Source organism: Stenotrophomonas sp. YJH_SMC_65, assembly GCF_059369475.1.
In genome coordinates this window covers 94,148-118,312 of record NZ_JCAFSR010000003.1, presented here as the reverse complement: position 1 = coordinate 118,312, position 24,165 = coordinate 94,148, and the positions used below count along the sequence as shown (strand labels likewise).

At 68.2% G+C, this 24,165-nt stretch carries 21 protein-coding genes; 3 read left to right on the top strand and 18 right to left on the bottom strand.

What is annotated here, in order from left to right; all coding sequences use genetic code 11:
• Positions 1-3: 3 nt before the first annotated feature.
• The 13 genes from AC5P7A_RS06560 to AC5P7A_RS06500 form a co-directional block, all read right to left on the bottom strand.
• The gene (locus tag AC5P7A_RS06560; RefSeq protein ID WP_014645783.1) at positions 4-348 is read right to left on the bottom strand and encodes a hypothetical protein; all 345 of its coding nucleotides are present in this window, start codon (positions 346-348) and stop codon (positions 4-6) included.
• 33 nt (positions 349-381) lie between these two features.
• Positions 382-1,152 (bottom strand): LytR/AlgR family response regulator transcription factor, encoded by a 771-nt coding sequence (locus AC5P7A_RS06555; protein ID WP_049441363.1) that lies wholly within the window; start codon positions 1,150-1,152, stop codon positions 382-384.
• On the bottom strand, positions 1,142-2,401 hold the full coding sequence (locus tag AC5P7A_RS06550) for a sensor histidine kinase (protein ID WP_495219974.1): 1,260 nt from the start codon (positions 2,399-2,401) through the stop codon (positions 1,142-1,144). Before AC5P7A_RS06550 ends, AC5P7A_RS06555 begins: the two co-directional genes overlap by 11 nt.
• Before the next feature lie 174 nt (positions 2,402-2,575).
• On the bottom strand, positions 2,576-4,225 hold the full coding sequence (locus AC5P7A_RS06545) for a M28 family metallopeptidase (RefSeq protein WP_495219973.1): 1,650 nt from the start codon (positions 4,223-4,225) through the stop codon (positions 2,576-2,578).
• A gap of 243 nt (positions 4,226-4,468) precedes the next feature.
• Positions 4,469-6,118: a CsgG/HfaB family protein gene (locus tag AC5P7A_RS06540; RefSeq protein WP_481452998.1), complete on the bottom strand. Its 1,650-nt coding sequence runs from the start codon at positions 6,116-6,118 to the stop codon at positions 4,469-4,471.
• 16 nt (positions 6,119-6,134) lie between these two features.
• Entirely contained in the window at positions 6,135-6,821 is a 687-nt protein-coding gene (locus tag AC5P7A_RS06535; RefSeq protein WP_049408541.1) for a hypothetical protein, read from the bottom strand.
• A 98-nt stretch (positions 6,822-6,919) separates the two neighbouring features.
• Positions 6,920-8,020: a hypothetical protein gene (locus AC5P7A_RS06530; protein WP_014645777.1), complete on the bottom strand. Its 1,101-nt coding sequence runs from the start codon at positions 8,018-8,020 to the stop codon at positions 6,920-6,922.
• Positions 8,011-9,207, bottom strand: a complete 1,197-nt coding sequence (locus AC5P7A_RS06525; RefSeq protein ID WP_053495494.1) for a hypothetical protein — start codon at positions 9,205-9,207, stop codon at positions 8,011-8,013. The genes AC5P7A_RS06530 and AC5P7A_RS06525 overlap by 10 nt, the downstream gene beginning before the upstream one ends.
• Positions 9,208-9,313: 106 nt before the next feature.
• Entirely contained in the window at positions 9,314-10,576 is a 1,263-nt protein-coding gene (locus AC5P7A_RS06520) for an RNA polymerase sigma factor (RefSeq protein ID WP_169412369.1), read from the bottom strand.
• 45 nt (positions 10,577-10,621) lie between these two features.
• Complete coding sequence (locus AC5P7A_RS06515) at positions 10,622-10,978, bottom strand: DUF1428 domain-containing protein (RefSeq protein WP_014645774.1); 357 nt, start codon at positions 10,976-10,978, stop codon at positions 10,622-10,624.
• A gap of 23 nt (positions 10,979-11,001) precedes the next feature.
• A complete protein-coding gene (locus AC5P7A_RS06510; protein ID WP_014645773.1) occupies positions 11,002-11,412 on the bottom strand; it encodes a VOC family protein in 411 nt (136 codons plus the stop codon).
• 36 nt (positions 11,413-11,448) lie between these two features.
• Positions 11,449-11,871 (bottom strand): VOC family protein, encoded by a 423-nt coding sequence (locus tag AC5P7A_RS06505; protein WP_014645772.1) that lies wholly within the window; start codon positions 11,869-11,871, stop codon positions 11,449-11,451.
• 67 nt (positions 11,872-11,938) lie between these two features.
• Positions 11,939-12,352, bottom strand: coding sequence for a YciI family protein (locus AC5P7A_RS06500; protein WP_014645771.1), 414 nt, complete (start codon positions 12,350-12,352; stop codon positions 11,939-11,941).
• Between the two features lie 748 nt (positions 12,353-13,100).
• Here AC5P7A_RS06500 and AC5P7A_RS06495 point away from each other — a divergent pair.
• The gene (locus AC5P7A_RS06495) at positions 13,101-13,508 is read left to right on the top strand and encodes a YciI family protein (RefSeq protein ID WP_012479004.1); all 408 of its coding nucleotides are present in this window, start codon (positions 13,101-13,103) and stop codon (positions 13,506-13,508) included.
• Here AC5P7A_RS06495 and AC5P7A_RS06490 read toward each other — a convergent pair.
• Complete coding sequence (locus tag AC5P7A_RS06490; RefSeq protein WP_049441465.1) at positions 13,486-15,567, bottom strand: NHL repeat-containing protein; 2,082 nt, start codon at positions 15,565-15,567, stop codon at positions 13,486-13,488. The two genes, AC5P7A_RS06495 and AC5P7A_RS06490, sit on opposite strands and share 23 nt — an antisense overlap.
• A gap of 165 nt (positions 15,568-15,732) precedes the next feature.
• Here AC5P7A_RS06490 and AC5P7A_RS06485 point away from each other — a divergent pair, with 165 nt between their 5' ends.
• Entirely contained in the window at positions 15,733-17,253 is a 1,521-nt protein-coding gene (locus AC5P7A_RS06485; protein WP_111206133.1) for a hypothetical protein, read from the top strand.
• Positions 17,254-17,350: 97 nt separating this feature from the next.
• On the opposite strand, the gene AC5P7A_RS06480 is transcribed toward AC5P7A_RS06485, so the two are convergent.
• A complete protein-coding gene (locus AC5P7A_RS06480) occupies positions 17,351-18,127 on the bottom strand; it encodes a lytic transglycosylase domain-containing protein (protein WP_111206132.1) in 777 nt (258 codons plus the stop codon).
• Positions 18,128-18,330: 203 nt separating this feature from the next.
• Entirely contained in the window at positions 18,331-19,704 is a 1,374-nt protein-coding gene (gene cycA, locus AC5P7A_RS06475; protein ID WP_032962245.1) for a D-serine/D-alanine/glycine transporter, read from the bottom strand.
• A 230-nt stretch (positions 19,705-19,934) separates the two neighbouring features.
• On the opposite strand from cycA, the gene AC5P7A_RS06470 reads away from it, so the two are divergent.
• On the top strand, positions 19,935-21,551 hold the full coding sequence (locus AC5P7A_RS06470) for an EAL domain-containing protein (RefSeq protein WP_049441460.1): 1,617 nt from the start codon (positions 19,935-19,937) through the stop codon (positions 21,549-21,551).
• 217 nt (positions 21,552-21,768) lie between these two features.
• Here AC5P7A_RS06470 and AC5P7A_RS06465 read toward each other — a convergent pair whose 3' ends face one another.
• Together AC5P7A_RS06465 and AC5P7A_RS06460 are read right to left on the bottom strand one after the other, a co-directional pair.
• Positions 21,769-22,953 (bottom strand): MFS transporter, encoded by a 1,185-nt coding sequence (locus tag AC5P7A_RS06465; protein WP_111207063.1) that lies wholly within the window; start codon positions 22,951-22,953, stop codon positions 21,769-21,771.
• Positions 22,950-24,128 carry a serine hydrolase domain-containing protein gene (locus AC5P7A_RS06460; RefSeq protein ID WP_495219972.1) on the bottom strand — a complete coding sequence of 393 codons (1,179 nt, stop codon included), beginning with the start codon at positions 24,126-24,128 and terminating at the stop codon, positions 22,950-22,952. Before AC5P7A_RS06460 ends, AC5P7A_RS06465 begins: the two co-directional genes overlap by 4 nt.
• Between the last annotated feature and the right edge of the window lie 37 nt (positions 24,129-24,165).

The window sequence follows — 24,165 nt, the reverse complement described above, 5'->3', positions numbered from 1 at the left end:
TGATCACTCACGGTGGCATTGTTCTTTCCGATCCTCGCTGACGCACTGGGCGAAGCCCTTCGGCAGGCCCCTGAACTCCCGGGTCGTGCCGGCCGCCAACGCGAACGACCGTATCGGCGCTTTCGCACAGGCGGCATCAGGACGACAGGCCGGGTCCAGCACCAGGTAATGGCACTGGCCGCTGCGGCTGGCCATGCACTCGAAACGCGCCACGCCGTCCACTACCGTGCGCTTGCTGTACAGCGTGTCCACGCCATTGGCAGTGGTTCGGGTGATCGCGGTTTCAGTGGACTTCCGGCAACCGGCAAGCGCCAATGCGGCGAGGCCGACAAGCAGGAAAAAACGCATGCAATGCTCCTGGCGGCGGAGGCTGCGGCGCGGCTACATGCCGCGGAACAGGCTCATGAACGGTTGGCTGACCACCAGCGTCTCCGTGCGCCCGCGCAGGCGCAGCACGCCGCGCCCGGTGTCGTCGCGGCTCACCGCTGCCACCGCCTTCATGTTGACGATGGTGGAGCGGTGGATCTGGCGGAAGTGCTGCGGGTCGAGCACTTCAAGCAGTTCACGTAACGGTGTGCGCAGCAGGCTTTCGCCGGCAGCGGTGACCACGGTGGTGTACTTGTTGTCGGCGCGGAAGTAGGCCACATCTTCCAGCATGATCAGCTGCGTCTCGCGGCCGTTGCTGGCGGTGATCCAGGCCAGTGGCGGGCGCTCCGCTGCGCCCTGCGACGGGCCCAGCCGCTGCAGCAGGCGCTCCAGCACGGCATCGTCCTGTCGCGTTGATGGCAGCCGCGACAGGATGCGCTCGCGGGTGGCCAGCAGGCGCTCGTCGCTGACCGGCTTCAACAGGTAGTCCATCGCGCCCTGCTCGAACGCATCGATGGCGTACTGGTCGTAGGCGGTGACGAATACCACCTGGGTGCGCGGGCTCAGCTCGGACAGCGAGCGCGCGACCTCGATGCCGCTGATGCCGGGCATGCGGATGTCGAGGAACGCGATGTCCGGCCGCGTCTCGGCCAGCTGCTCCAGCGCGCTGGCACCGTCCTCGCACTCGGCCACCAGCTTCAGCTCCGGCCACAACCGGCCCAGCTGCTCCACCAGTGACTGCCGCAGCAGTTCTTCGTCTTCGGCGATCAGGGCTTCAAGCGGCATGGCTGCGCTCCTTGTGCGACTGCGGCAGGGTCATGGTCGCGGCCACGCCGCTGGGGAAGTTGGCAACGATCGCCACGCCGGCCTGCTCGCCGCAGGTCAGGCGCAGGCGCTCGCGCAGGTTCTTCAGGCCGATGCCGGTACCGCTGGTGCCCTGGCCGAAGCCCAGCCCATCGTCGGCCACGGTCACGGTCACGTGGTCATCGAAGCCGCGCGCCAGTATCCAGATCGTGCCACCGCCGGGCTTGGGTTCCAGGCCATGCTTGATCGCGTTCTCCACCAGCGTCTGCAGTGCCATCGCCGGCAGGTGCACGCCGTGCAGTTCGTTCGGTACCTGCATTTCCACCGCCAGGCGTGCGCCCATGCGGATGCGCAGGATTTCCAGGTACGCGCGGGTGCGGTCCAACTCCACGCCCAGCGTGGATACCGATTCGTCCACCTGCGGCAACGAGCTGCGCAGGTATTGAATGAGGTGGCCGAGCATCTGTTCGGCACGCGCCGGATCGGTGCGGGTCAGTACCTGCGCGTTGGCCAGCGTGTTGTAGAGGAAGTGCGGTTCCACCTGCGCATGCAACAGGTTCAAGCGTGCCACCGACAGTTCCTTTTCCACCTGGGTCTGTTCGGCCGCAGCCTGTTCGTCGCGGCGCTGGTCGGCGACGCGGCGGCTGATCGCACGGGTGACTGCTTCGGCGTTCTCGTAGTTGCCGCCTTCGTCCAGCGCCAGCAGGTCGGCCCACCAGCCGGCATCGGGTTCGAACAGCAGGGTGACGGTGCTGGTGCCCTGCCCCGGCGTGACCGTGGCCAGCACGCTGTTGCGCTTGATGGCCAGCCGCGCCGGCAGGTTCCAGCGCGAGGGCTGGCGGCCGTTCCAGAGGTCGACCCGGCGCACATAGGCGCGCACCTGCAGGCTGCCGGCCGAGCTTTCCACGTCTTCGACGCGCGGTAGTTCGGAAATCGCCGCCTCCACCACCGAGAAGGCGTGGCCGGCGTCCATCGGCAGTTCGATCTGGCGGCGCTGGCGGCCGGACAGGGTGGTGGCATCCAGGCGACCGGCCACCAGCCAGACCCGGCGGATGTGGGTGATGGCACTGCCCAGCGCGGAAATGATCAGGAACATCGCCAGCAGCCCGAAGATCCAGCCCGGGCCATCGTTCATGCCGCTGAAGATGCCGCTCCAGACCATGCCGGCGACAACCAGCGCGGCAGCCCAGGCCAGCAGGTGGCGGATCAGGAGAGAGAGGCTGGCGAACACGGCGGCGCCTTGAGGAAGGGGGTGAGCCGAGCATAGGGCGGCCCGCCGGGCAAGCAAGCAGGCTGCGACGAAGGCCGGGAAAGTTGGGATGGAAGCCGTTATGGAAACGCCGGGCACGGCCCGGCGTTTCCGGGGGCGGCAATGCCGGCCAGCGGCCGGCACTACCGGACGCCGTTATTTGCGCTGGTCGGCGCTGGCGTCACGCACGGCGCGGAACGCCTCGTCCTTGCTCCAGTTCGGCCAATCGCGGGAATTGGCCAGCTGGTTGCCCAGCGTGTACAGCACTTCCAGGTCGCGCGCGGCACCGGCAAACACCCAGTCCGGCTGCCACTCGTCGCCCTGCTGGTGATAGCGCTTGGCGGTGTAGTCCTCGGAGGCCTTCCTGCCTGCGGCCACGCCACCGTCCACCCAGTCCTGGCCGGCCGACCAGGACAGCGCCGGCACGCCACGCTTGGCGAACGGGAAGTGGTCGGAGCGGAAGAACAGGCCCGCTTCCGGCTTCGGGTCCGGCGTGTAGCGGATATCCCAGCCCTTGGCCACGTCCTTCAGCTGGTCCAGCAGCTCGAAGCGCGCGGCACCGTAGATGCCGAAGTCACGCGACGGGCCGAACGGCGCCATGCCGTCCATGTTGATCACGGCCACGGTCTTTTCCAGCGGATACAGCGGATGGGTGGCGTAGTACTCAGAACCCAGCAGGCCCTTTTCCTCGGCGGTGACCGCCAGGAACAGCAGCGAGCGCTGCGGGCGCTTCTCCTTGGCGAAGCCACGGGCCAGCTCGACCAGCGAGGCGGTGCCGCTGGCGTTGTCCAGCGCGCCGTTGAAGATGCGGTCACCGCGCGCGTCCGGCTCGCCCACGCCGATGTGGTCCCAGTGCGCGCTGTAGATGATGGTCTCGTCCGGATGGCGGCTGCCTTCCAGGCGCGCGGCCACGTTGTGAGAGGTGATCACTTCGGTCTTCACCGCGTACTTCGCGTCCAGGCTGGCGCCGGTCAGCGGCACCGGGGTGAAGTCGCGCTGCTGCGCCTTCTTCTTCAGTGCCTCGAAATCCTGCCCGGCCGAGCGGAACAGCTCCACGGCAAGGTCGCGCTGGATCCAGCCTTCCAGCAGCGGGTGGCTTTCTGCCGGGTTGTCACGCACCACGTCGAACATGGTGTTGGTGTTGGAGCCGGCCACGGTGGCCCAGCCATACGACGCCGGTGCGGTCTCGTGCACGATCAGCACGCCCAGCGCACCCTGACGGGCGCCTTCCTCGTACTTGTAGGTCCAACGGCCGTAATAGGTCATGCCCTTGCCGTCGAAATCACCTTGGCCGGTTTCGAAGTCCGGGTCGTTGATCAGCACCACGGCGATCTTGCCCTTCAGGTCCACGCCCTTGAAGTCGTCCCAGTTGCGCTCCGGTGCCTTCACGCCGTAGCCGAGAAACACCAGCGGGGCCTTGCTGATGTCGACGCTGCTGGCGCCGTTCATGGCGGCGCGCACGGCGATCTGCTTGCCCTGCTCCAGCGGCAGGGTCTTGCCGCCCTGGTGCAGCGCCAGCTGCGGTGCGCCGACGATGTCGCCCTTGCGCAGCGGCACGGCCTGGGTCCACAGGCGCTTGCCGTCCTTGAGGTCGCCGCCCGGCTGCAGGCCGGCGTCGGCAAACTGCTTGCTGAGGTAGGCGATGGTCTTTTCTTCGCCGGCGGTGGCCGGCGAGCGGCCTTCGTAGGCGTCGGAGGCCAGTTCCTTGACGTCGGTGGAGATCCGCGCGCCATCGAATTTCGGGGTGGCCGCCATCAGTGCGCTCGACACCGACAGGGCCAGCACGCCCAGTACCACTCGTTTCATTGCTCTCTCCAGCAGGGAAATCCTTCTGGAGTGTAATGGGATTCGCCAGGGCTGCGCCCTGCACCTGCCGAAACAACGGCAACAGCCGAAGCAACAGCAAAAGCTGGTTTCCTGAGGGTAGGCGGGGTCCCACTGCTGTTGGTGGGTGTCGACCTGGGTCGACACGCACGGAAACACGAAGGGGTCAGATCCTTTTCCCGCCGGAAAAGGGCTCTGACCCCATCGGTGTGTTGCTTGGGCGTGTTACCAGTTCGGGTCTTCGGCCGGGGCGGCAGCGGGCTTGGGCTTCGGCTTGGCCGCCGGGCGTGCGGCGGCGGCGGGAGCGGCCGAGGCAGTCGCACCTGCGGCGGCAGCCGGCTTGCTGCCCAGCTTCTGGCGCAGTTCGATCTGGCCCGGGCGGAAACCGCCGCGCATCGCGTCGACGCCGTCTTCGATGGTGCCGTACGAGGTCTGTGCGGCCACGCGGTCGATGCGGATGGTGCAGCACGGGTGTTCACTGCGGCCCAGCGAGCGGCCGGTCTGCGGGTCCTTCAGTTCCTCGCCCAGGCGCACGGCCTGCCAGCGCTGGCCGGCCTGCAGGGTTTCGCCACCCTGGCTCAGCACCACCTGGTCACCGTCCACAGAAACCACCGACACCGGGAACAGCGTGGTGACGATGGTGGTACCGATCTGGCCCGACAGCGATTCCATCATCGCCGCGGCCATGTTGCGGCCGTTGACCACGCGGGGCAGGGTGCTCGGGCCGGTCGAGGCCAGCTGGTGGTCGAAGCTGTCGGACATCACCACCTGGCCGGTGGTGGCGTTGATCAGGCGCAGGGTGATGCGGCCGCCACCGGAGTACGAGGTCACCTGGCGGTCGGACATGCGCAGGTTGCGCACGCTGCGCGGGTACTCGAAGCGTTCGACGGTCGGGATCAGGATCAGGTCGGTCGCCAGCTGCTGGCCGACGCGTGCGGTGTCCTGCAGGCGTACGTTGCCGCTGTTGATATGGTCGATCTCGGCCTGCAGTTCGTCGCCGAACTCGCGATCCAGCACGATGAAGCGCTGGGTCTGGGTCAGCGTGTCGGACAGGCGCGCGCGGATCGCGTCGGCCACTTCATCGGCACTCACGCGGCCATCGCCCACGGCATAGCTGCCGGCCTTGGTGCGCGGCAGCGCGACCACGATCTTCGGCTTGCCCTGCTCGTCCGGTGCGCGGTACTGGGCAATCTGTGCACGCACGCGCACCTTCCAGTAGCTGCGCATGCTGCGGTGGGTCACATCCGAATCGAACGAGCTTGCGCCACGCTTGGCATCGACGCTGACCTTCTCGTCGTAGCTCTCCTTGACGCTGGCCGAGGCTCCGCCGCCCTTGGCCGTGGCCTCGCCGGACGCGCTGGCAGAGGCCGAACCCTTGAAGCTCCAGCCTTCGTCGCTGGCGCGCACGCGCGCGATGGTTTCTTCATCCAGCTGCCGCACTTCGTCCTGCGACAGGATTTCATAGCCCAGCACCGCGCCCTGCGAGCCGGCGATCATCTGCTGGGTGAACGCGTCGGCGCGGATATCGCCGACGTGTTCGTCATCCACATCCACATGCAGGCCTGCACGCAGGCTCTGCATCTGGCTGGCCACGCGTACGCCGTTGACCTGCGCCACCGCCGACTGCAACGCCGCCAGCACCGCCAGTTCCGGGGTGCTGCCGATGCCGTCGGCCTCGCGCGCGACCTGGGTGGTGCCGCCGAAATCCGGCGTGCCACGCAGGGGCGCTGCTTCCACTGGCGCATTGCTGGCCAGTGCACTGGTTGCCTTGTCCTTGGCAGGTGCGGGCGCTTCGGCCGGGGTGTCCTGCTTGCCACAGGCTGCAAGCAGCGCGGCAGCCAGGCCCAGGCCGATCAAACGGGAGGTCGTACGCATGGGGATTCGCCTCGGATCAGTTCATCTTGTCCAGCTGGCCCAGCATCGAGTCGGCGTTGGACGGCACCTTGACCTTGCTCTTCTTGGCGAAGGTCACAGCCGACTTGGTCGAACCGTACAGGCCCTGGATGAAGCCCGGCGATTCCTTGGCCACCCATGCACCAGCGGCCAGCTTGCGGCCGACGGTAGCCATCTGGGTGGCGCCCAGGTTCTTCATGCCGGCGGTGAAGTTGCTGGCTTCGCCACCCAGCTTCTGCGCTTCGGCAGCCGAGGACAGCAGCGAGACCAGGCCTTCGGCGTAGTGCTGCTTGGATTCAGCGTTCAGCTCCGGCTGCGCGGCCTGGCGCTCGTCGATCGCGGCCTGGGCGGCTTCGCTGACCGACACCGACTTCTTCATCGCATCGACGCTGACCGAACCCGACGACAGCGCCTGGCGCTCGGCTTCCAGCAGCTGCACCTGCTCGGCCAGGCCGAAGGCACGGGCGAACGAGGTCTGGGCCTGCAGCGAGTGCGACTGCGAGCTGACGAAACGACGCACCAGCGCTTCCTGCGCGGCTTCGTCCGGGGCAGCGGCGCTGGAGGTGCTGCTGGAGGAGCCGGTGGAGCCACCAGCCAGGTCCTTCAGCTTGCCCAGGCCGGCATGGGCCGGCATCGACAGGGTGGCGGCCGCGATGGCCAGGGCAAGAGCGGTATTGCGGATCATGTGAGAGTCCTTTGGGAGAAACGGCCGCGTGCGGCACGTGGGGAATCGGTAACCCAGGGGCGATGCCGAGCGAGCTCGGCACCCACCGGGGCGGCGGATCAGCGGACCGCCTTGACGTTCAGTTCGTTGATCATCTGCTGGGCGGCCTTTTCGGCAGCCAGCTGCAGGGCATTGGTACGGGCCACGGTTTCATTCGGGCCGGTGCCGGAGAACTGCACCGGGCCGACCGACGACACGGTGCGCGGGAAACGACCGGTCACGTCCAGCACCTTGCCGGTGACAGTGACGAACACGCGGGTGTTGCCGCTGGCCGGATCGCGGTCACGCATGCCGACGTCGAGGGTGCCGACGGCGATGTACGGGATGTTGGCCGCACGGATGCCATTGGCGGTGTCGCGCAGGGTGGCCGGGGCCAGGTCGTTGCCGGTGCTGAAGTCCTTGCGGATGCGCTCGATGCTGAGCAGGCCGCGCGACTCGCCTTCCACGTACTCGGCTTCAACCACCTCGTAGCCGGCGGCGCTGAAGGCACCGGTCATCGCGGTGTTGACTTCGGCGGCGTTGGCCACCTTCCAGGTGATGTTGTCGGCGCGCGCGGTGGTGCTGCCGCCGCTGGTGACCGACACCGAACCGTTCTGGTTGATGCTGCCGTTGGTGCTGACCGAATTGCCGCGGAAGCTGTCGCCTTCACGGGTGTTCTCGCTGTAGCTGCTGCTGGCGTCGACGCGGCGGTATTCCTTGTCCTGGAACGACTGCACGGTGTCCTGCGAGCGCGCCATGAACAGGAACGTCAGCAGCGAGCGCTGCGCAGCGGTGGCGCCGGCCACGGCCGAACCCGCATCCAGCTTGGTCTGCAGCAGGGTGGTGTTGATCTCGGCGCGGACGGTGACGCTGTAGGTCTTGGCCTTCTTGTCTTCGGTGTCCGACAGCTGCACGGCGCTGAGCACGTAGCGGTCGATCTCGCCGATGAACTCGGCGCGGCGCGCCTCGAACAGGCGCAGCTTGGCCGCACCGGTTTCGGCGATGTACGCCTCCAGGGCATTGACCTTGGCCTTGTTCAGGGCCTGGGCACGGGTATCGGCGCTCAGGCGCAGGCCGTAGCTGGCCGAGCCGGTACCGCGCGAACTCGCGGTCTGCGCAGCGACCGGCGAGGCCACCGCCAGCGCGATGAGGATGAGCAGGATGGTACGCATCAACGACATGACTTGATCAACTCCTGGAGGGCTTGGGTCTGCTGCTGCAACGGGCGGCCGCCCGGCTTCTGTTCGTCCAGCCAGGCGCGCGAATCGGCACGCTTGGCGGCGGCGCCGGCGAAGGCGTCGAAGCCGGCCAGCAGGGTTTCGTAGCTGGCCGACCACTGGTCGACCTGCCACTGCGTGACCGGCACCACCTTGGTGGCCCCCTTGCGCAGCGGCTGTTCGAAATAGACCTTGCCCGAGAACGGCTCGCTCACCTTGGCGGTGAAGAAGGCGCCGAACAGCATCGTCTTCATCGCCGGGGTTTCCTCGATCACGCCGTTCTTCAGTGCATCGACCTGCAGCTGGATGACGTAGTCGGGTTCGGGAATCTTCAGCTGGTAGACCTTACCGTCGGCAAAGCGGGCGGCCATCGCACCGCCGATCGCCTGGCCCGAGGCCGGCGGCAGCAGGCCAACGCCAGTGTTGGACGACAGCGTCTTGGACAGTTCGTGCGCAAGCGTGGCACGCAGCGGTGCTTCCCACTTCGGGTCGGGCAGCTTGGCGCGTGCCGCGTCGGACAGGGTCACCCCGCCCACCTGCAGGCGACGCACGGCGGCATCGGGCAACCGGGCCTGCGCCAGGCTGGCCGCCAGTACCTGCGACAGGCTGGTATCGGCACCGCCGTACAGCAGATCGGCGACGATCGCGTCGATATCGTCGTTGTCCGGACGGTAGTCCTGCACGTCGATGCGCTGCAGGGTGAGCGGATAGGAGGCGATCACCTGGCGCTCGCGGAAGTCGAAGAACAACGCCTGCAGCGCCACTTCCACCAGCACCTTGTACTGGTCGCCGATCGGTTCGACCGAGACCAGCTCGCGATCCAGCGCAGCGGCCAGCACGGTGGCACTGGTGGTGCCGTCGAGCATCGCCACCGGCTGGTCGATCAGCTCCAGGTGGGCCGGTGCGTGGCGCTTGAGCGACTGTGCCAGCGTCTGGTTCAGCGGGACCAGCCCACGCCGTTCCAGCACCGCGTGCGCATGCGGGGTGGTCGCCTGCACGGCGGCGGCGTCAGCGGTATAGGCAAAACCGGCCCAATAGGCCTGCTGTGATTTGTCCGCAGCCTGCACGGCCATCGGCCATACGGCCAGGCACAGGGCACAGGCAAGCAGGCGCGCAAAAGCGCGCGATGCGCTCTTCGTCCTTGAATACATCCAACCGCTCCTCGGTCAATACGCACGGATCGCGGACGCTGATGCGTCCGCTGGGCGCGAAACATAGCCGCTCAGGCGGCCGGCGACAAGTGCTGCCTTTGTCGGCTCAGTCCGTGGGGGGCAGGCCCGCCCGTTGCCGCAGCAGTCCGCGCTCGGCCTGGTTCTGGCTGAGCCGAGCGGCCTGGCCAAAAGCGTCACGTGCGTCCTGCTCACGCCCCAGTGCCTGCAGCAGCTCGCCGCGCACCACCTGCAGCGGCGCATAGTCGCGCAGGCGCGCGTCGACCAGCAGGGGCTGCAGCTGCGCCCACGCGGCGAACGGGCCTTCGCTGCGCAGGATCGCCACCACCCGGTTCAATGCCACCACCGGCGAAGGTTGCACCTGCAGCAGCTGTGTATAGAGCGCGGCGATACGCGGCCAGTCGGTCGCGTCGGCGCGCCGCGCAGCCGCATGGCAGGCCGCGATGCGCGCCTGCAGCACATACGGATCCTGGTCGCCACCGATGGCCAACGCGCGCGCCAGCACCTGCTGCCCGCGGTCGATCTGCAGCCAGTCCCAGCGCGCGCGGTTTTGCTGGTCCAGCAGCACCGGCGCGCCCTGCGCGTCCACCCGTGCCGCTGCGCGCGAGGCCTGCAGTTCCATCAGCGCCAGCAGGCCCAGTACCGGCGGCACCGGCAACCGATGCGCCAGGATGCGGGCCAGCCGCAGCGCTTCCTCGCACAGCGCCGGGCGCATCCAGTCATCACCGGCGCTGGCGGCGTAGCCTTCGTTGAACACCAGATAGATCGCTTCCAGCACCGAGGCCAGGCGCTCCGGCATCGCGTCGGCGCGTGGCACTTCATAGGGCACCTGCTTCTGCGCCAGCGTGCGCTTGGCGCGCACGATGCGCTGGGCGATGGTCGGCTCCGGCTGCAGGAACGCACGCGCGATCTCGACGGTGGTCAGGCCACCGAGCAGGCGCAGAGTCAGTGCCACCCGCGCATCGGCCGGCAGCACGGGATGGCAGGCCACGAACATCAGCCGCAGCAGGTCATCGCCCAGGTCGTCCTCCAGTGCCTGGCTGTCATCCGGCGCCGGCAGTGCCGCCGGATGCAGTTCCTCGCCCCACTGCGCATGCTGCTGCGCCACCCGCTGGTGCTGGCGCAGCACATCGATGGCACGGTTGCGCGCGGTGGTCATCAGCCAGGCTCCGGGGTTGTCCGGGATACCCTGCTCCGGCCAACGCTCCAGCGCGGCCAGCCAGGTGTCCTGGGCCAGCTCCTCGGCACGGCCGACATCGCCACCGAGCAGCCGCGCCAGGCGCGCAATCAGCACTGGCGACTCCATCCGCCAGAGGGTTTCCAGACGCTGCGTCAGTGCGGGCTCGAGCATGCGCCGATCACAGCACGCACGCCCGGCCCGCACAAGCGCCGCAGCTCACGCTTCAACAATCGGCTTGAAACCGCCCCAGAACATGCGCCGGGTATCGAATGGCATGTCCTTCGGGCCCAGCGACGCCAGCCGTGGATCGGCCATCACCTTTGCGTTGATGCGGTCGCGTGCCGCGCGCGAGCGGAACACCACGAAGGCGACGATCACCGTCTCGCCCGGTTTCGCCTTGACCGCGCGCGGGAACGAGGTGCTCTTGCCCGGCTCCACATCGTCGGCCACGCATTCCATGTACTGCAGCGCGCCATGGTCCTTCCACACCGCACCGGCCTTGCGGGCAAGGCGACGGTAGGCCGCCACCTTGTCCTGCGGGCACGGCAGCACGTAAGCGTCCACGTAAGCCATGCGGGTTCTCCCTGCGGCGGCCGTCAGCCCGGCTCGCCGTCCATGTGTGCGATTTCCCAGAGATGGCCATCCAGGTCCTGGAAGCCACGCTGGTACATGAAACCGTAGTCGCGCGCGGGCTGCGGTTCACTGGCGCCGGCCGCCAGAGCCTTGTCCACCATCACGTCCACCGCCTTGCGGCTGTCCGCCGACAGGCAGGTGATCACCTCGGTCTGGCTGCGTGCGTCGGCGATCGGCTTGGTGGTGAACTGCTTGAAGAACGGCTGGGTCAGCAGCATCACGAAGATGCTCTCGCTGATCACCATGCAGGCGGCATCGTCATTGGTGAAGGTCGGGTTGAAGCTGTAGCCCAGCGCTGCGAAAAAGGTCTTGGACGCGTTCAGATCCTGCACGGGCAGGTTGACGAAGATCATCTGCGGTTGCGGTGCACTCATCGGTGAAGCTCCTTGTGGATGAAAGAAAGAGAGGAATCAGGGCTGCTTCATGCAGTTGACCATCCACGGCTTGCCATAGCGGTCGACCAGCATGCCCCAGCGGTGCGCCCAGAACGTTTCGGCGATCGGCATCTGCACCTGCCCCCCCTCGGCCAGCGCGGCAAACACGCGTTCGGCTTCTTCGATGCTGTCGACATCAACATTGATGGTGGTCGAGCCACCCTCGCCGCCGCCGGGGCCGTCGGCCGCCATCACGATGGCGTTGCCGATCTCCAGCTGGCTGTGGGCGACGTGGTCCAGGGTTTCCGGCGGCATCTCGTTGCAGCCCGGCGAGCCATCGGAGGGCGGCATGTCGCGGTATTTCATTTCCGAAGTGACCTGGCCACCGAGTGCCTTGGCGTAGAACGCCATCGCCTCGTGGGCCTGGCCGCTGAAGCCGAGGAAGGGAATCAGTCTCATGGCAATACTCCGTGATGTGGTTCAGGGCGGTAGCGCCGGGTCGTGCCCGGCGTGGAGATGAATCGGGTCAACCTTCCAGCTGTGCACGCAGACGCTGTTCCTGCTGCTGTAATTCGGGGGTGAAGGCTTCACCGAAGTCTTCAGCGGAGATCAAGGGACGCAGTTCGAGCGTGCCGCCACTGCCGAACGGCGCGCGGCTGGCCCATTCAACCGCTTCGTCCAGCGACCGCACCTCCCACAGCCAGAAGCCGGCGATCTGTTCACTGGCAGGACCGAACGGACCGGCCTCGACCTGGGGTGCCCCGCCGCCGAAGTGAATGCGACGGCCGCGCTGGGTGGCGTGCAGGCCTTCACCGGCCAGCATGATGCCGGCGGCCACCAGTTGTTCGTTGAAGGCGCCCATTTCGGACAGTTCCTGTTCGCTGGGCATGCGGCCGGCTTCGGAGTCGGCGTTGGCCTTCACGATCACCATCACTTTCATTGCGGTCTCCCGTGGGGACGCGTGGTGCGTGCCCTTCATTGGGTACAACGAACCAGGGTCATCGGAATCGACACGTTTCCGGAAATTTTTTTTCTGCGTGGAAGGCACGCCTTCGGCGGGAGTCGGCGAACGGCGGAGCCCCTCCGTGGTGGGTTGGGTTGGTCGCTGAAAGCGCGGGTTCATGGGTTTGGCCGGGTGGGTAGGCGGGTCGGGGGACGCCGTAAACCCATCCATGGGGGCTTGGCCGCGGCATCCATGCCGCGGACACCCCCGCCCCGCCTACCCACCCGGCCCTGGACAGTTTCCTGCCTCCGGTACCCACCACGGGAAGATCAAGAGAAAAGGCAACAGCAACGGCGACAGCAACAGCAACAGCAACAGCAAAAGCAAAGACGGTTGGCTGGCGGGCTCGGCTTTGCGAGCGAAGCGACCCGCTTTTGCTCTTGCTTGTTGATTTCCCGTGGTGGATCGGCCGCCGGAATCTGTCTGGGGCCGGGCGGGTGGGGTTGGCGGGGTATCCGCGCCATGGATGGCGCGGCTAAGCCTCCAGGGACGGATTCACGGCGTCCTCGCCAATCCCACCCGCCCGGCCCACCCTCAGGAAACCCGCTTTCAGCGACCCACCCAAACCCACCACGGAGGGGCTCCGCCGTTCGCCGCCCCCGCCGAAGGCGCGCTTCTGCGCTGCAACATGCCCATGCGCCATCCTGCGCCATCATGGGCACCCCGCCCCCGCCAGGACCGTCCCATGCAGCAGTACCTGCTTCTGATCTATATCGAGCCTGCCCTGCTGCAGGCCCTGCCCATCGAAGAATTCAACGCGCTGATGCGCGACTGCCTGGCCCACGCCGACAAGCTGCAGGCCGAAGGCACGCTGCTGGCCGCGCAGAAACTGCAGCCGGTCGACACTGCACAGACCCTGCGCGTGCGTGATGGCAACAGCCGTGTTCTCGATGGCCCGTTCGCCGAAACCCGCGAACTGCTGGCCGGCTTCAACCTGATCGTCGCCCGCGACCGCGACGAAGCCATGCGCATCGCCCGCGACTTCCCGTGGGCGCGCTTCGGCAGCATCGAAGTGCGGCCGCTGGAAGACATGGACGCCGAGCGCGAACGCTGCGGCGCCCCGGCTGCGGCTATGGCAGCAGCCGTACCCTGATCTCGCGCGGACCGACGCCTTCGTTGCCGCTGTAGTCGCGCACGCTGGCGCGCACGATGTACTCGCCCGGCGGCAGCGCCGCCGGCTGCCAGCGCCCGGTTTCCATCAGGCCGTCGCGCACGGTGTTGGTGGCCAGGTAGCGGAAACGGGTCACCGCGCTGCCATGCACGGTGATGCCGCTGTCCGGTGCGTAGGCCACGCGCACAGCTTCCTTCTGCGGCGGCATGCGGTTGAACACGATGTTCCAGCGTGGCTGTTCATAGCCCTGCAGCGCTCGGCCATCGGCGTCGAGGATCTGGTAGCCCACCTGGTACATGCCCAGGCGGCGGCGCGGCAGGTTGTTGTCGACCTGGTCCCAGGCCTCGACCACGATCTGCACGCCGCGGCCCTGGCGCGCCACCATCACCACGCCATCGCCGCCCGGCGCCATCGGCTGGTCGTTGTCGTCCAGCAGGGCCACATCGGTGATGCGCGGCGCGAAGTGGTCGGCGTAGCCCTGGAAGCCCAGCGCCACCGCGTTGGTCTCGAAGCCGCCGGTACCCACCGCCAGGTGCACGTGCGCCTGGTTGTTGATGCTGCCCAGGCGGTCACCGACGTGGATGCGCATGCCGCGGCGCACGCGCATCCGCTCCAGCCTGCCCTGCTCGTCGTACAGCGCCTGCCAGCGCGCATCGTAGGGTTCGTCGCGCGGGGTGCGGCCGACCCGCATGTGGATGTACTTGAGGCGATCCACGACCAGGCCCTCGGCCTGCTCACCCAGGTTCCAGGCGGCCACCGGGCTGCTGATCTTGCCTTCGGCGATCGCCAGCACGGTCTGGCCCACATCACCGCGCACGTCGAAGCCGCCATGCAGGTGGTGGCGGCTCTCACCGGTGAAGTTGCCGCGCACCTCGCCCAGGGTGCCGACCACTTCGTGCCAGCCGTCCTGCGGTGCCAGCGGCCAACGGCCCCCGGTCTTCGGCAGCGCGGCATCGGCAGCCGGGCCGACCAGTGCCGGTGCCGGCAGGTCGCCCACCGGCAGCGGGCGCAGGCGATGCAGGCGGTAGCTGGCGGCGTCGGCCACCAGCACGCTGCCATCGGCATCCAGCGCCAATCCGCTGGGGCGGGCCAGGCGCGGCAGGCGGCCATTGCCGACCAGCGCGATCTGATGGCCCTGCGGCGTCACCTGCACGATGCGGCCATCGAGGTCACCCACGTACAGCACGCCGTCATGGGTGGTGGCCAACGACAGCGGCCCATTGATCACGCCACCGGCGGCGACCACGGTGCTGACCGTACCATCGGCACCCACCCGGCGCACGGCGTTGTTGAACAGGTCGGCCACCAGCAACGCGCCCTGCGCGTCGAAGGCCAGCGCCACCGGCGTATCGAAGCGCGCAGCGGCGCCCACGCCATCGGCAAGGCCCGGCCGATCACCACCGGCCAGGGTGCGCACGCTGCCATCCGTACCGATCACCCGGATGCGATCGTTGAACGTATCGGCCACGTAAACCTGGCCCTGCGCATCCACGGCGATGCCCATCGGCGCATCGAAGCGGGCCTGCGCGGCAGGGCCGTCGGCGTGGCCCTGTTCGCCACCGGCCAGCGTGGTCACCTGGCCATCGGTACTGATGCGGCGGATCGCATGGTTGCCGGTGTCGGCCACATACAGGTTGCCCTGCGCGTCGGCGGCAATGCCCGAAGGCGTGTTGAAACTGGCCTGCAGTGCAGGGCCATCGACACGTCCCTCGCCCTGCCCGGCCACCGTTTCAACGCGGCCATCGGGAAGGCGGCGACGGATCCGGTTGTTGTCGCCGGCATCGGTGAAATAGACGCTGCCATCGGCACTGCGCAGCAACGCGTACGGATCGGCGAAGCGTGCCTGCGCGGACGCGCCATCACGGTCACCCGGGTGGCCATCGCCGGCCAGCGGTTCGATCTGCGCGGTCCACGCCAACGGCGTCGGAGCCGGACCCGCCGGTTCAGCCAGCGTATGCAGCGGTGTCTCCCACCAGGTCGCAGCCAATGCCACTACCGTCGCCAACGCTACGCCTGCCGCCATCCATTGCCACCGTGCCATCGTGCTGCGCTGCCTGCCTGCTGTCTGAAGAGGCACCGACAATAGACGCTGCGCGTGCGATCCGCCACGGCCGATTGTGCGGCTGAACGCCAGAATTCGCTTCGTCGTGCTTGTCCTCGCTGGCTGCAGCAGGTTCAATGCGGTTCCCACGGATGGAGATTCTCCATGCCCCGCGTTCTCCCGCTCACCGCCCTGCTGCTGGCCGCATTGGCCAGCACATCCGCCACTGCTTCGATCACGGTGGCGCCGCAGAAGCCGTCAATCACCGCCGATGCGATGCACCAGGCCTATGCCACGCGCTGGGATGAGGCCATCCAGCAGTCACGCAGTGGCAACACGCTGGGCGCGCTGATCAGCATGGAACGGCTGATGGAGGATCCCCTGCTGGACGACTTCGATGCCGAGCATCGTGGCCGCGCCTCGCAGGTCGCTGGCTGGACCGCACTGATGCAGAAGAAGCCGGCCCTGGCCCGCCGCTACCTGCAGCGGGCGCAGGAGGCCCTGCCGGAGGATGCACAGATCCTGCTTACCCAGGTGTCGGTGGAACTGTCGGACAACCAGCCGGCCGCAGCCACCACCTTCCTGGTGAAGGCACTGCAGCATGCCGACGCGCCGCTGCCGGTCGATCACCACGCCATCAACTACCTGCAGTACCGCCTGCGTGACCAGCCGATGAAGCGCATGGACCTGCTGCAGGCGCTGTTTGACAACGGCTGGAAAAGTGCCGGCCTGGAACCCACCGGGCTGTGGCTGACGCTGGCCACGCTGCAGGCCGACAATGGCCGTGGCGACGGCATTCCAGCCACGCTGGCCCGCATCGACAGCCCGGCCGAGATCATCCGCCTGCGCAGCGACAAGCGCTTCGACCGTTATGTCGATCGCGGCGATGCGCGTTTCGATCCGGTGCAGGCGGCGCAGCGCCACCTCGATGAACTGCGCGTCTCCGGCCTGCTCGACCGTGCACTGGACGCGCGCATGGCCGAGTTCAGCACCACCCTGCTCATGCTGGACCGCAACGAGGAAGTGCTGTCGTTGACCGAAGGCATGGCCGGTGCCGCGAGCAACGGCGAATCACCTGCCGCCGCCGAAGCGGAATGGGTGGCCTGGCTGCTCAACAGCCGGCTCACCGCACTGCGCCGGCTGGGCCGCACCGATGAGGCACTGGCCACGGCGCAACAGGCCCAACGCATCGGCGCACTCGGCCCGGATGGTGTCGAGCACCAGATGAATGTCGGCTTCGTCTTCAGTTCGCTGGGGCGCATGCAGGACGCTGCGCAGGCAGTGAATGACATGCCGGGCCTCGCCGGCTACGGCAAGGCCGCGCAGGCGCTGCTGCAGTTCGCCGCCGCCCGCGAGCGTGGTGATGCCAAAGCGCGCGAAGCGGCACGCGCGGTGATCCTGGCCCAGCGCGAGGATGCCCGCCTGTTCCATCGCGAAATGCTGCTGGAGGAAGGCAACCTGGACGGTGCCGCCGCCGTGCTGATCGAACAGCTGCGCTCGCCCATCGAACGCGGTGAAACCCTGGCCAGCCTGCAGGACATGCGCACGTATCCGTCATTGCCGGGTGATGTGCGCATCGATGCCGCGTGGCGTGCACTCAAGCAGCGTGCCGACGTGCAGGCCGAGGTGGCACGCGTCGGCCGCATCGAGCGCTACGACCTGGTCAGCACCTCCACCTCGCGCTGAGCGGCTTTTGTGTAGAGCCGAGCCGATGCTCGGCTGCAATTGGCGCAGCCGAGCATCGGCTCGGCTCTACAACGCCACGTGCAGGCGGCACCGTCCGCTAGCGCGCCGGCACTTCGGTGCGGATGCCCATCGCTTCGCGGTAGCGTGCGTACAGCGCCATCACCTTGTCCACGTAGGCCAGGGTTTCGGCGTAGGGCGGCACGCCCTTGTAGCGGGTGACCGCACCGATGCCCGCGTTGTAGGCGGCCGCCGCCAACGGGCGGTCGCCGTTGTAGCGGCGCAGCAGCGCGCGCATGTAGCGCGCGCCACCCTCGATCGACTGCTGCGGCGAGAACGGATCGCTCACCCCGTATTCCTGCGCGGTTTCGGGCATCAGCTGCATCACGCCCTGTGCGCCCTTGCTGGATACCGCCAGCGCGTCGAAATTGCTTTCGGCGTGGGCGATGGCACGCAGCCAGGCATCATCGACGCCGGTGGCCCTGGACGCGGCCTTGAACTGCCGGGCGTGCTGCGCCAGCTGCGGCGTGCCGACCTTGCCCAGGCCTTCGTGCGCCGGCTCGCCTGGCGGCGTGGCCACGGTGAACTTCAGGAACACCCGCGAGCCGGGCAGGTTGCGCGTGGAGTAGACCAGCGCCCCGTCCTGTTCGCGCTCGTACAGCACGCCGCTGAACACGCCCATGTTGCCCCACAGGTTCGGGGTTTGGACGGCGTTGTCGTCGATCTCCTTCGGCGTGCACCGCGATCCCGGCTCCGGCGCGGTGGCCAGGCTGACGGTGTTGCCCTGCACGCAGCGGTAGACGGTGCGCGCGGCGGCCAGCCCGGGCCACAGGCTGGGCAGCAGCAACAGCGCGAGCAGGAGGGGGCGAGGGGACATGGCGGCCGGATGATCCGGCCGTGCCCGCTAATGTTGGGTGAATGGGGGCCGGCAGGGCGGCGTCCTGCACCCGTGGTAGTGCCGGCCGCTGGCCGGCAACCTCAACAGCAACAGCCGTTTTCCCGCGAGGAGGCGGGGTGGGTCCCGCGACCTGCCGGGGTCACATCCCGTTGCTGAGCAACGGGACCTGACCCCACTTCGGATCACTTCGCGGTCCTCCGACGCACCCAATAGCCCACGCCCAGCAGCACGAACCACGCCGGGCTGGCGATCAGCGCCTGGCGGGTGTCGCCCTGCAGGCTCAGCAGCACCAGCACGGCGGCGAAGAACACCAGGCAGGCCCAGCACATCGCGACGCCGCCGGGCATCTTGAAGATCGATGCAGCATGGCGCTCCGGATAGCGACGGCGATAGGCCATGTAGGCCACCAGGATCAGCGACCAGACGAAGATGAACAGCACCGTCGCCAGTGTCGTCACCAGGGTGAAGGCGGTCACCAGGTTGGGAATCAGGTAGATCAGCAGCGTGCCGCCCAGCAGGCACAGGCACGAGAACAGCAGGCCACGGGCCGGCACTGCGGCGCGCGACAGTTTCGACAGCCCGCGCGGGGCGTGGCCCTCTTCGGCCAGGCCGTACAGCATGCGGCTGGTGGAGAAGATGCCGCTGTTGGCCGAGGACGTGGCCGAAGTCAGCACCACGAAGTTGATCAGGCTGGCGGCGGCGGGAATGCCGGCCAGCACGAACAGCTGCACGAACGGGCTCTTGTCCGGCACCACCTGGCGCCACGGGGTGACCGCCATGATCGCGATCAGCGCCAGCACGTAGAAGATGATGATGCGCACCGGGATCGAGTTGATCGCCTTGGGCAGGTTGCGCTCGGGGTCGGCGGTTTCGGCGGCGGTGGTGCCGACCAGCTCGATGCCGACGAAGGCGAACACCGCAATCTGGAAGCCGGCGAAGAAGCCGACCAGCCCCATCGGGAACATGCCACCGTCATTCCACAGGTTCGACAGCGACGCGGTGTGGCCGCTGGGTGAGGTGAAGCCCCACGCCACCAGCCCGGCGCCAGTGATGATCAGCGCGCAGATCGCCACGATCTTGATCAGCGCGAACCAGAATTCCATTTCGCCGAACAGCTTCACCGTCACCAGGTTCAATGCCAGCAGCAGCATCACGCAGGCCAGCGCCGGTTTCCAGGCTTCAAGCCCGGGGAACCAGAACTGCGCGTAGGCGGCAATGGCGATCACATCGGCGATGGCGGTGACGATCCAGCAGAACCAGTAGGTCCATCCACAGAAGAACCCGGCCCACGGGCCGAGCAGGTCGGTGGAGAAATCGATGAAGGATTTGTACTGCAGGTTGGACAGCAGGAGTTCGCCCATCGCGCGCATCACGAAGAACAGCATCGCGCCGATGATCAGGTAGACGAAGACGATGGAGGGGCCGGCCAGGCTGATGGTCTTGCCCGATCCCATGAACAGGCCGGTGCCGATGGCACCGCCGATGGCGATCAGTTGCAGGTGGCGGTTGGACAGGCTGCGGCGCAGGTGCTCGGGGGGCGTTGCGGGCTCGGTCATGGGCGCGGGCAAAAGGGGCGGGCGAAGCATTCGACGGTAGTCCTCCGCGGCGCCGAGCGCCAGCGCCAGACGGACCCATTGCGTCAAAGCGGGCCGCTTTCACCACAATGTGACCGAATACCGTATTGATCCCATTCCGCCCGGCCCGGCGCCATGCTCAGATAGCCGCACCTGCCCAAGGACCGGCCCACCATGCGCCCTGCCCCGCCCGCCCCGCTGGAGCCCCGGCCATGAGCCGGCTGCGCGTCATCATCGGCGGCACCGCCCTGGCCCTGCTGGCCGCTGCGCTGCCGATCGCGGTCATGGCCTACGCCACCTGGGACCGCGCGATCAGCGTCGAACAGCAGCGCCTGCGCGACATCGCCGATCGCACCCTGCGCCGCTCCGACCTGTCCTACCAGGAAGCGCTGGCGGCACTGAAATCGGCCGAGGCCGGCGCCTACGTACCCTGCAGCCCCGAACACATCCGGCGCATGCAGACCCTGGTGATGACCACCCCATCGATCGACCAGATGGGCTACTTCGAAGGTGGCAAGCTGCGCTGCACCTCGTGGGGTCCGTTCCTGTCCGATGTGGATCAACCCACGCCGGACCACGTCACCAGCGATGGCGCAGGCATTGCAGTGGATGTGCGCCCGGAAATCAGCGGCCGCCGCCAGGTGCTGGCGGTCCTGTATGGGTCCTACGACGCACTGGTGGACCCGCGCCGCTTCGTCGATGTCATTGCCGACCCGAACGTGCGGCTGGCGCTGGCCAGCCCCGATGGACGCCTGCTGGCCAAACAGCCCGGCCTGGATCCGGACCTGCTGCAGGCACTGCTGCGCGACCCCGGCGAAGGCCTGGATCACGCCACGCTGTTCGCCAGCGCGCGCAACGAGGAATGGCTGGCCATCGCCACCACGCCGCGCACCGCGCTGGCCGCCGCCTTCCGCCAGCAGGCATGGCTGTACGTGCCGGTCGGCCTCCTGCTGGCCGCCGCCGGGGCCGGCCTGGTGATCTGGCTGTCGCGGCGCCGCCTGTCGCTGCGCGGTGAGCTGGCCACCGCCATCCGCCGCCGCGAGCTGTACCTGCATTACCAGCCGATCATCGAACTGGACACCGGCATCTGCGTCGGCGCCGAGGCGCTGGTGCGCTGGCAACGCCCGGATGGCACCCAGGTGCGGCCGGACCTGTTCATTCCGCTGGCCGAAGAGGCCGGCATGATCGCCGACGTCACCGACCTGGTGATCGAGAACGTGGTGCGCGACATGCGCGAGCTGCTGGTGGCCGACCGCAGCGCGCACATCGCGATCAACCTCGCCGCCGAAGACATCAGCAGCGGCCGCGCCCTGAAGATGATTTCCCGGCACATGGCCGGCAGCGGCATCCTGCCGCAGCAGATCTGGATGGAGGCCACCGAACGTGGCTTCCTCGACCTGGACCGCGCGCGCACCATGCTTGCCGCCGCCCGCCGCGCCGGCCACAGCGTGGCGATCGACGATTTCGGCGTCGGCTTCTCCAGCCTGCAGTACCTGCAGCAGCTGCCACTGGATGCGCTGAAGATCGACAAGTCGTTCATCGATGCGATCGGCACCGAAAGCGCCACCAGCCCGGTCACGCCGCACATCATCGACATGGCCAAGGAGCTGGGCCTGTGGGTGGTGGCCGAGGGCGTGGAAACCGAAGCGCAGCTGGCCTACCTGCACAGCCGGCATGTGGAATTCGGCCAGGGCTGGCTGTTCTCGCGGCCGCTGCCGCGTGATGAGTTCGTCGCCTTCCACCACAAGCGGCAGCAGCAGTACGGCGCTGCACGCGAGCACATGCAGAACCCGCGCAGCGTGCCGATCGAGCGTGAAGGGATCGAGTAGGACGGCCAACGGCAGAGCCCCTGGTGGTGGGTCGCGTACAGCTATCCCGGCGTTGGCCGGGACGGTCTCTGACAGGTTCTGGCGGCGGTCCCACCACGGAATCAACAGAAGAAGCAAACGCGGGTCGCTGCGCTCGGTAGATCCACGCCATGCGAGGATGGCGCGGCCCACGGTAGTGCCGGCCGCTGGCCGGCACCGCATCATCGTTGAGCGCCGCCTACGCCCACGCCTTCGGCCGTGCCAGCAACCACGCGACGGTCACCGCCAGCAACAGCAGCGGCAACCATCCCAGCTGGCTCGGGCCGCTGGCCTGCAGCAGCACGCCGCCCGCCACGCCGCCGGCCGCAATGGCCAGGTTCCAGCCGGTCACCAGCATCGACTGCGCCAGGTCCGCAGCGGCCCCGGCGCGTCGTGCCAAGGCGGTCTGGAACAGGGTCGGCACCGCGCCGAACGCCACGCCCCACAGGATCGTCGCCAGCAGCAGCGTGCTGGCCACGCCGGGCCATGCCAGCAAGGCCAGCACCGGTACGATGAAGCCGATCACCGCCGCCCACACCAGCGCACGCAGGTGGCGATCCACGCCCCAACCAGCAATCCCGATGCCGGCAATCGCCGCCACGCCGAAGGCGAGCAGCAGCCGGTCCAGCCACGGGCCGGCACCCGCCTCCACCGCCAACGGTTCGATGTAGGTGTAGAGCACGTTGTGCGCCAGCACGTACAGCACCATCACCAGCAGCGCGCTGCGCACGCCCGGCATGCGCCAGACCTTGGCCAGCGACGCACGTTGACCGGCACCGGCCGCAGGCAGCGCCGGCAGTGCCCAGCGCGCGTACGCCAGCAGGCCCACGCCCAGCACGCTCATCAGCGCGAACGCCCAGCGCCAGCCGACCTGCTGGCCCAGCAACGTACCGGCCGGCACGCCCAGTGACAGTGCCAACGGCGACCCCACCATCGCCACCGCGATCGCGCGCCCCTGCAGCGACGGCACCACCATGCGTGCGGCATAGCCAGCCACCAGTGACCACAGCAGGCCACCGCTCACGCCGGCCAGGAAACGCGCAGCAAGGATCAGCGCATAGCTGCTGCTCAGCGCCGTCAACGTGTTGACCACCACGAAGCCGGCGATGGCCGCCAGCAACAGCGGACGCCGCGGCAGGCGCTGGGTCAACGCTGTCATCGGCAGTGCCGCCATCACCGAGCCCAGCGCATACACGCTCACCAGCTGGCCCACCGCCGCATCACTCACGCCCAGGCTGTCGCCCATCGGTCGCAGCACGCCGGCCGGCAGGGTCTCGGTCAACAGGGTGATGAAGCCGCCGCCGGCCAGCGCCAGCAGGCCCGCCCACGGCAAGCGTGTGGCCTCACCGGCCGGGCTGGCCGCATCGATGGCGTGGCCGCTCATCGCGCAGCCTCCAGGTCTGCATAGACCGCATCGCGCAGGTCATCGACGAAGGCACCATCCATGCCTTCGTACAGGGTGTTGGTCAGCGCCACCACGCTCAGCCCACGCGCCGGATCAACAAACCAGCTGTGCCCATAAGCACCGCCCCAGCGCCAGGTGCCTTCGCGCTGCGGCGTGCCGCTGGCAGCGGCCTCGCGCAGTACTGCAAAGCCCAGCCCGAAGCCCCAGCCGGCCGGTTCCGGCGGCCCAAATTCGCCCACCTGCGGGCTGGCCATCTCTGCCGCCAGCGCGGGCGGCAGCAGGCCGGAGCGCTGCACGTCACGCAGCGCCTCCAGCACCGACATCACGTCATCGGCAGTACCCACCAGGCCGGCGCCGGCCGAAGCGAAACGGCGGGCATCGAGGGCACGCGCAAGGCTGTACTCGATGCCCACCGTTCCCTCGAACGGCGCGACCACCTCCCCTTCCTGCAGGCGATGCGGCTGGGGCGTGTCGCTCACATACGGCGTGGCCAGCCGTGCGGCAGCGCGCGTGGCGAACGCGGTATCGCGCAGGCCCAGGGGGGCAGCCAGCAAACGCTTGAACAGCACCTGCAGCGTTTCACCGGTCGCCGCTTCGGCCACTGCACCGGCCACGTCCACGCCCAACGAGTACAGCCATTGGCTGCCCGGTTCGAACAGCAGCGGCGCCTGTGCGATACGGCGCACGTTCTCGGCCAGGGACACCGGGCTGGCGTCCATGCCATCGCTGACGCCGGCCCGGGCGTACGGTCCGTGCGCATCGGCTTCCAGGAAACGGTAGCCCAGCCCGCTGCTGTGGCTGAGCAGCTGGCGCAGGCTGATCGGCGGCCTGCGGCCATCGGCCAGCGCCGGCCGGAAGTCCGGCAGCCAGCGCCGCACCGGCGCATCGAGGTCGAGCACGCCCTCGGCCACCAGGCGCAGGATCACCGTGGTCAACAGCGGCTTGCTGACCGATGCCAGCCGGAACAGCTGATCGCGCTGCATCGGCAGGGCCGACTCGCGATCGGCCTGCCCGGTCGCGCTGGCATGGCGCAGCACGCCGTGCTCGCACACCAGCACCACCGCACCGACCAGGCGCGTCGGGTGGACCTGCTGCAGCAGCCGCTGCACCGAAGGCAGCATCGGTGCAGGTCCGAGGGAAAGAGCGGCATTCATCGCGGTGATCCGTGGGGAGAGGCCCGCCACGTTAGGC

Excerpts from the sequence above, each read along its gene's own strand:
- AC5P7A_RS06470 (WP_049441460.1), top strand. The coding sequence starts at position 19,935 with ATGAGCCGGCTGCGCGTCATCATCGGCGGCACCGCCCTGGCCCTGCTG.
- AC5P7A_RS06535 (WP_049408541.1), bottom strand. The coding sequence starts at position 6,821 with ATGATCCGCAATACCGCTCTTGCCCTGGCCATCGCGGCCGCCACCCTG.
- AC5P7A_RS06480 (WP_111206132.1), bottom strand. The coding sequence starts at position 18,127 with ATGTCCCCTCGCCCCCTCCTGCTCGCGCTGTTGCTGCTGCCCAGCCTG.
- AC5P7A_RS06460 (WP_495219972.1), bottom strand. The coding sequence starts at position 24,128 with ATGAATGCCGCTCTTTCCCTCGGACCTGCACCGATGCTGCCTTCGGTG.
- AC5P7A_RS06465 (WP_111207063.1), bottom strand. The coding sequence starts at position 22,953 with ATGAGCGGCCACGCCATCGATGCGGCCAGCCCGGCCGGTGAGGCCACA.
- AC5P7A_RS06505 (WP_014645772.1), bottom strand. The coding sequence starts at position 11,871 with ATGAGACTGATTCCCTTCCTCGGCTTCAGCGGCCAGGCCCACGAGGCG.
- AC5P7A_RS06540 (WP_481452998.1), bottom strand. The coding sequence starts at position 6,118 with ATGCGTACGACCTCCCGTTTGATCGGCCTGGGCCTGGCTGCCGCGCTG.
- AC5P7A_RS06525 (WP_053495494.1), bottom strand. The coding sequence starts at position 9,207 with ATGTATTCAAGGACGAAGAGCGCATCGCGCGCTTTTGCGCGCCTGCTT.
- AC5P7A_RS06515 (WP_014645774.1), bottom strand. The coding sequence starts at position 10,978 with ATGGCTTACGTGGACGCTTACGTGCTGCCGTGCCCGCAGGACAAGGTG.
- AC5P7A_RS06495 (WP_012479004.1), top strand. The coding sequence starts at position 13,101 with ATGCAGCAGTACCTGCTTCTGATCTATATCGAGCCTGCCCTGCTGCAG.
- AC5P7A_RS06520 (WP_169412369.1), bottom strand. The coding sequence starts at position 10,576 with ATGCTCGAGCCCGCACTGACGCAGCGTCTGGAAACCCTCTGGCGGATG.
- cycA (WP_032962245.1), bottom strand. The coding sequence starts at position 19,704 with ATGACCGAGCCCGCAACGCCCCCCGAGCACCTGCGCCGCAGCCTGTCC.
- AC5P7A_RS06485 (WP_111206133.1), top strand. The coding sequence starts at position 15,733 with ATGCCCCGCGTTCTCCCGCTCACCGCCCTGCTGCTGGCCGCATTGGCC.
- AC5P7A_RS06530 (WP_014645777.1), bottom strand. The coding sequence starts at position 8,020 with ATGTCGTTGATGCGTACCATCCTGCTCATCCTCATCGCGCTGGCGGTG.
- AC5P7A_RS06560 (WP_014645783.1), bottom strand. The coding sequence starts at position 348 with ATGCGTTTTTTCCTGCTTGTCGGCCTCGCCGCATTGGCGCTTGCCGGT.
- AC5P7A_RS06555 (WP_049441363.1), bottom strand. The coding sequence starts at position 1,152 with ATGCCGCTTGAAGCCCTGATCGCCGAAGACGAAGAACTGCTGCGGCAG.
- AC5P7A_RS06545 (WP_495219973.1), bottom strand. The coding sequence starts at position 4,225 with ATGAAACGAGTGGTACTGGGCGTGCTGGCCCTGTCGGTGTCGAGCGCA.
- AC5P7A_RS06490 (WP_049441465.1), bottom strand. The coding sequence starts at position 15,567 with ATGGCACGGTGGCAATGGATGGCGGCAGGCGTAGCGTTGGCGACGGTA.
- AC5P7A_RS06500 (WP_014645771.1), bottom strand. The coding sequence starts at position 12,352 with ATGAAAGTGATGGTGATCGTGAAGGCCAACGCCGACTCCGAAGCCGGC.
- AC5P7A_RS06510 (WP_014645773.1), bottom strand. The coding sequence starts at position 11,412 with ATGAGTGCACCGCAACCGCAGATGATCTTCGTCAACCTGCCCGTGCAG.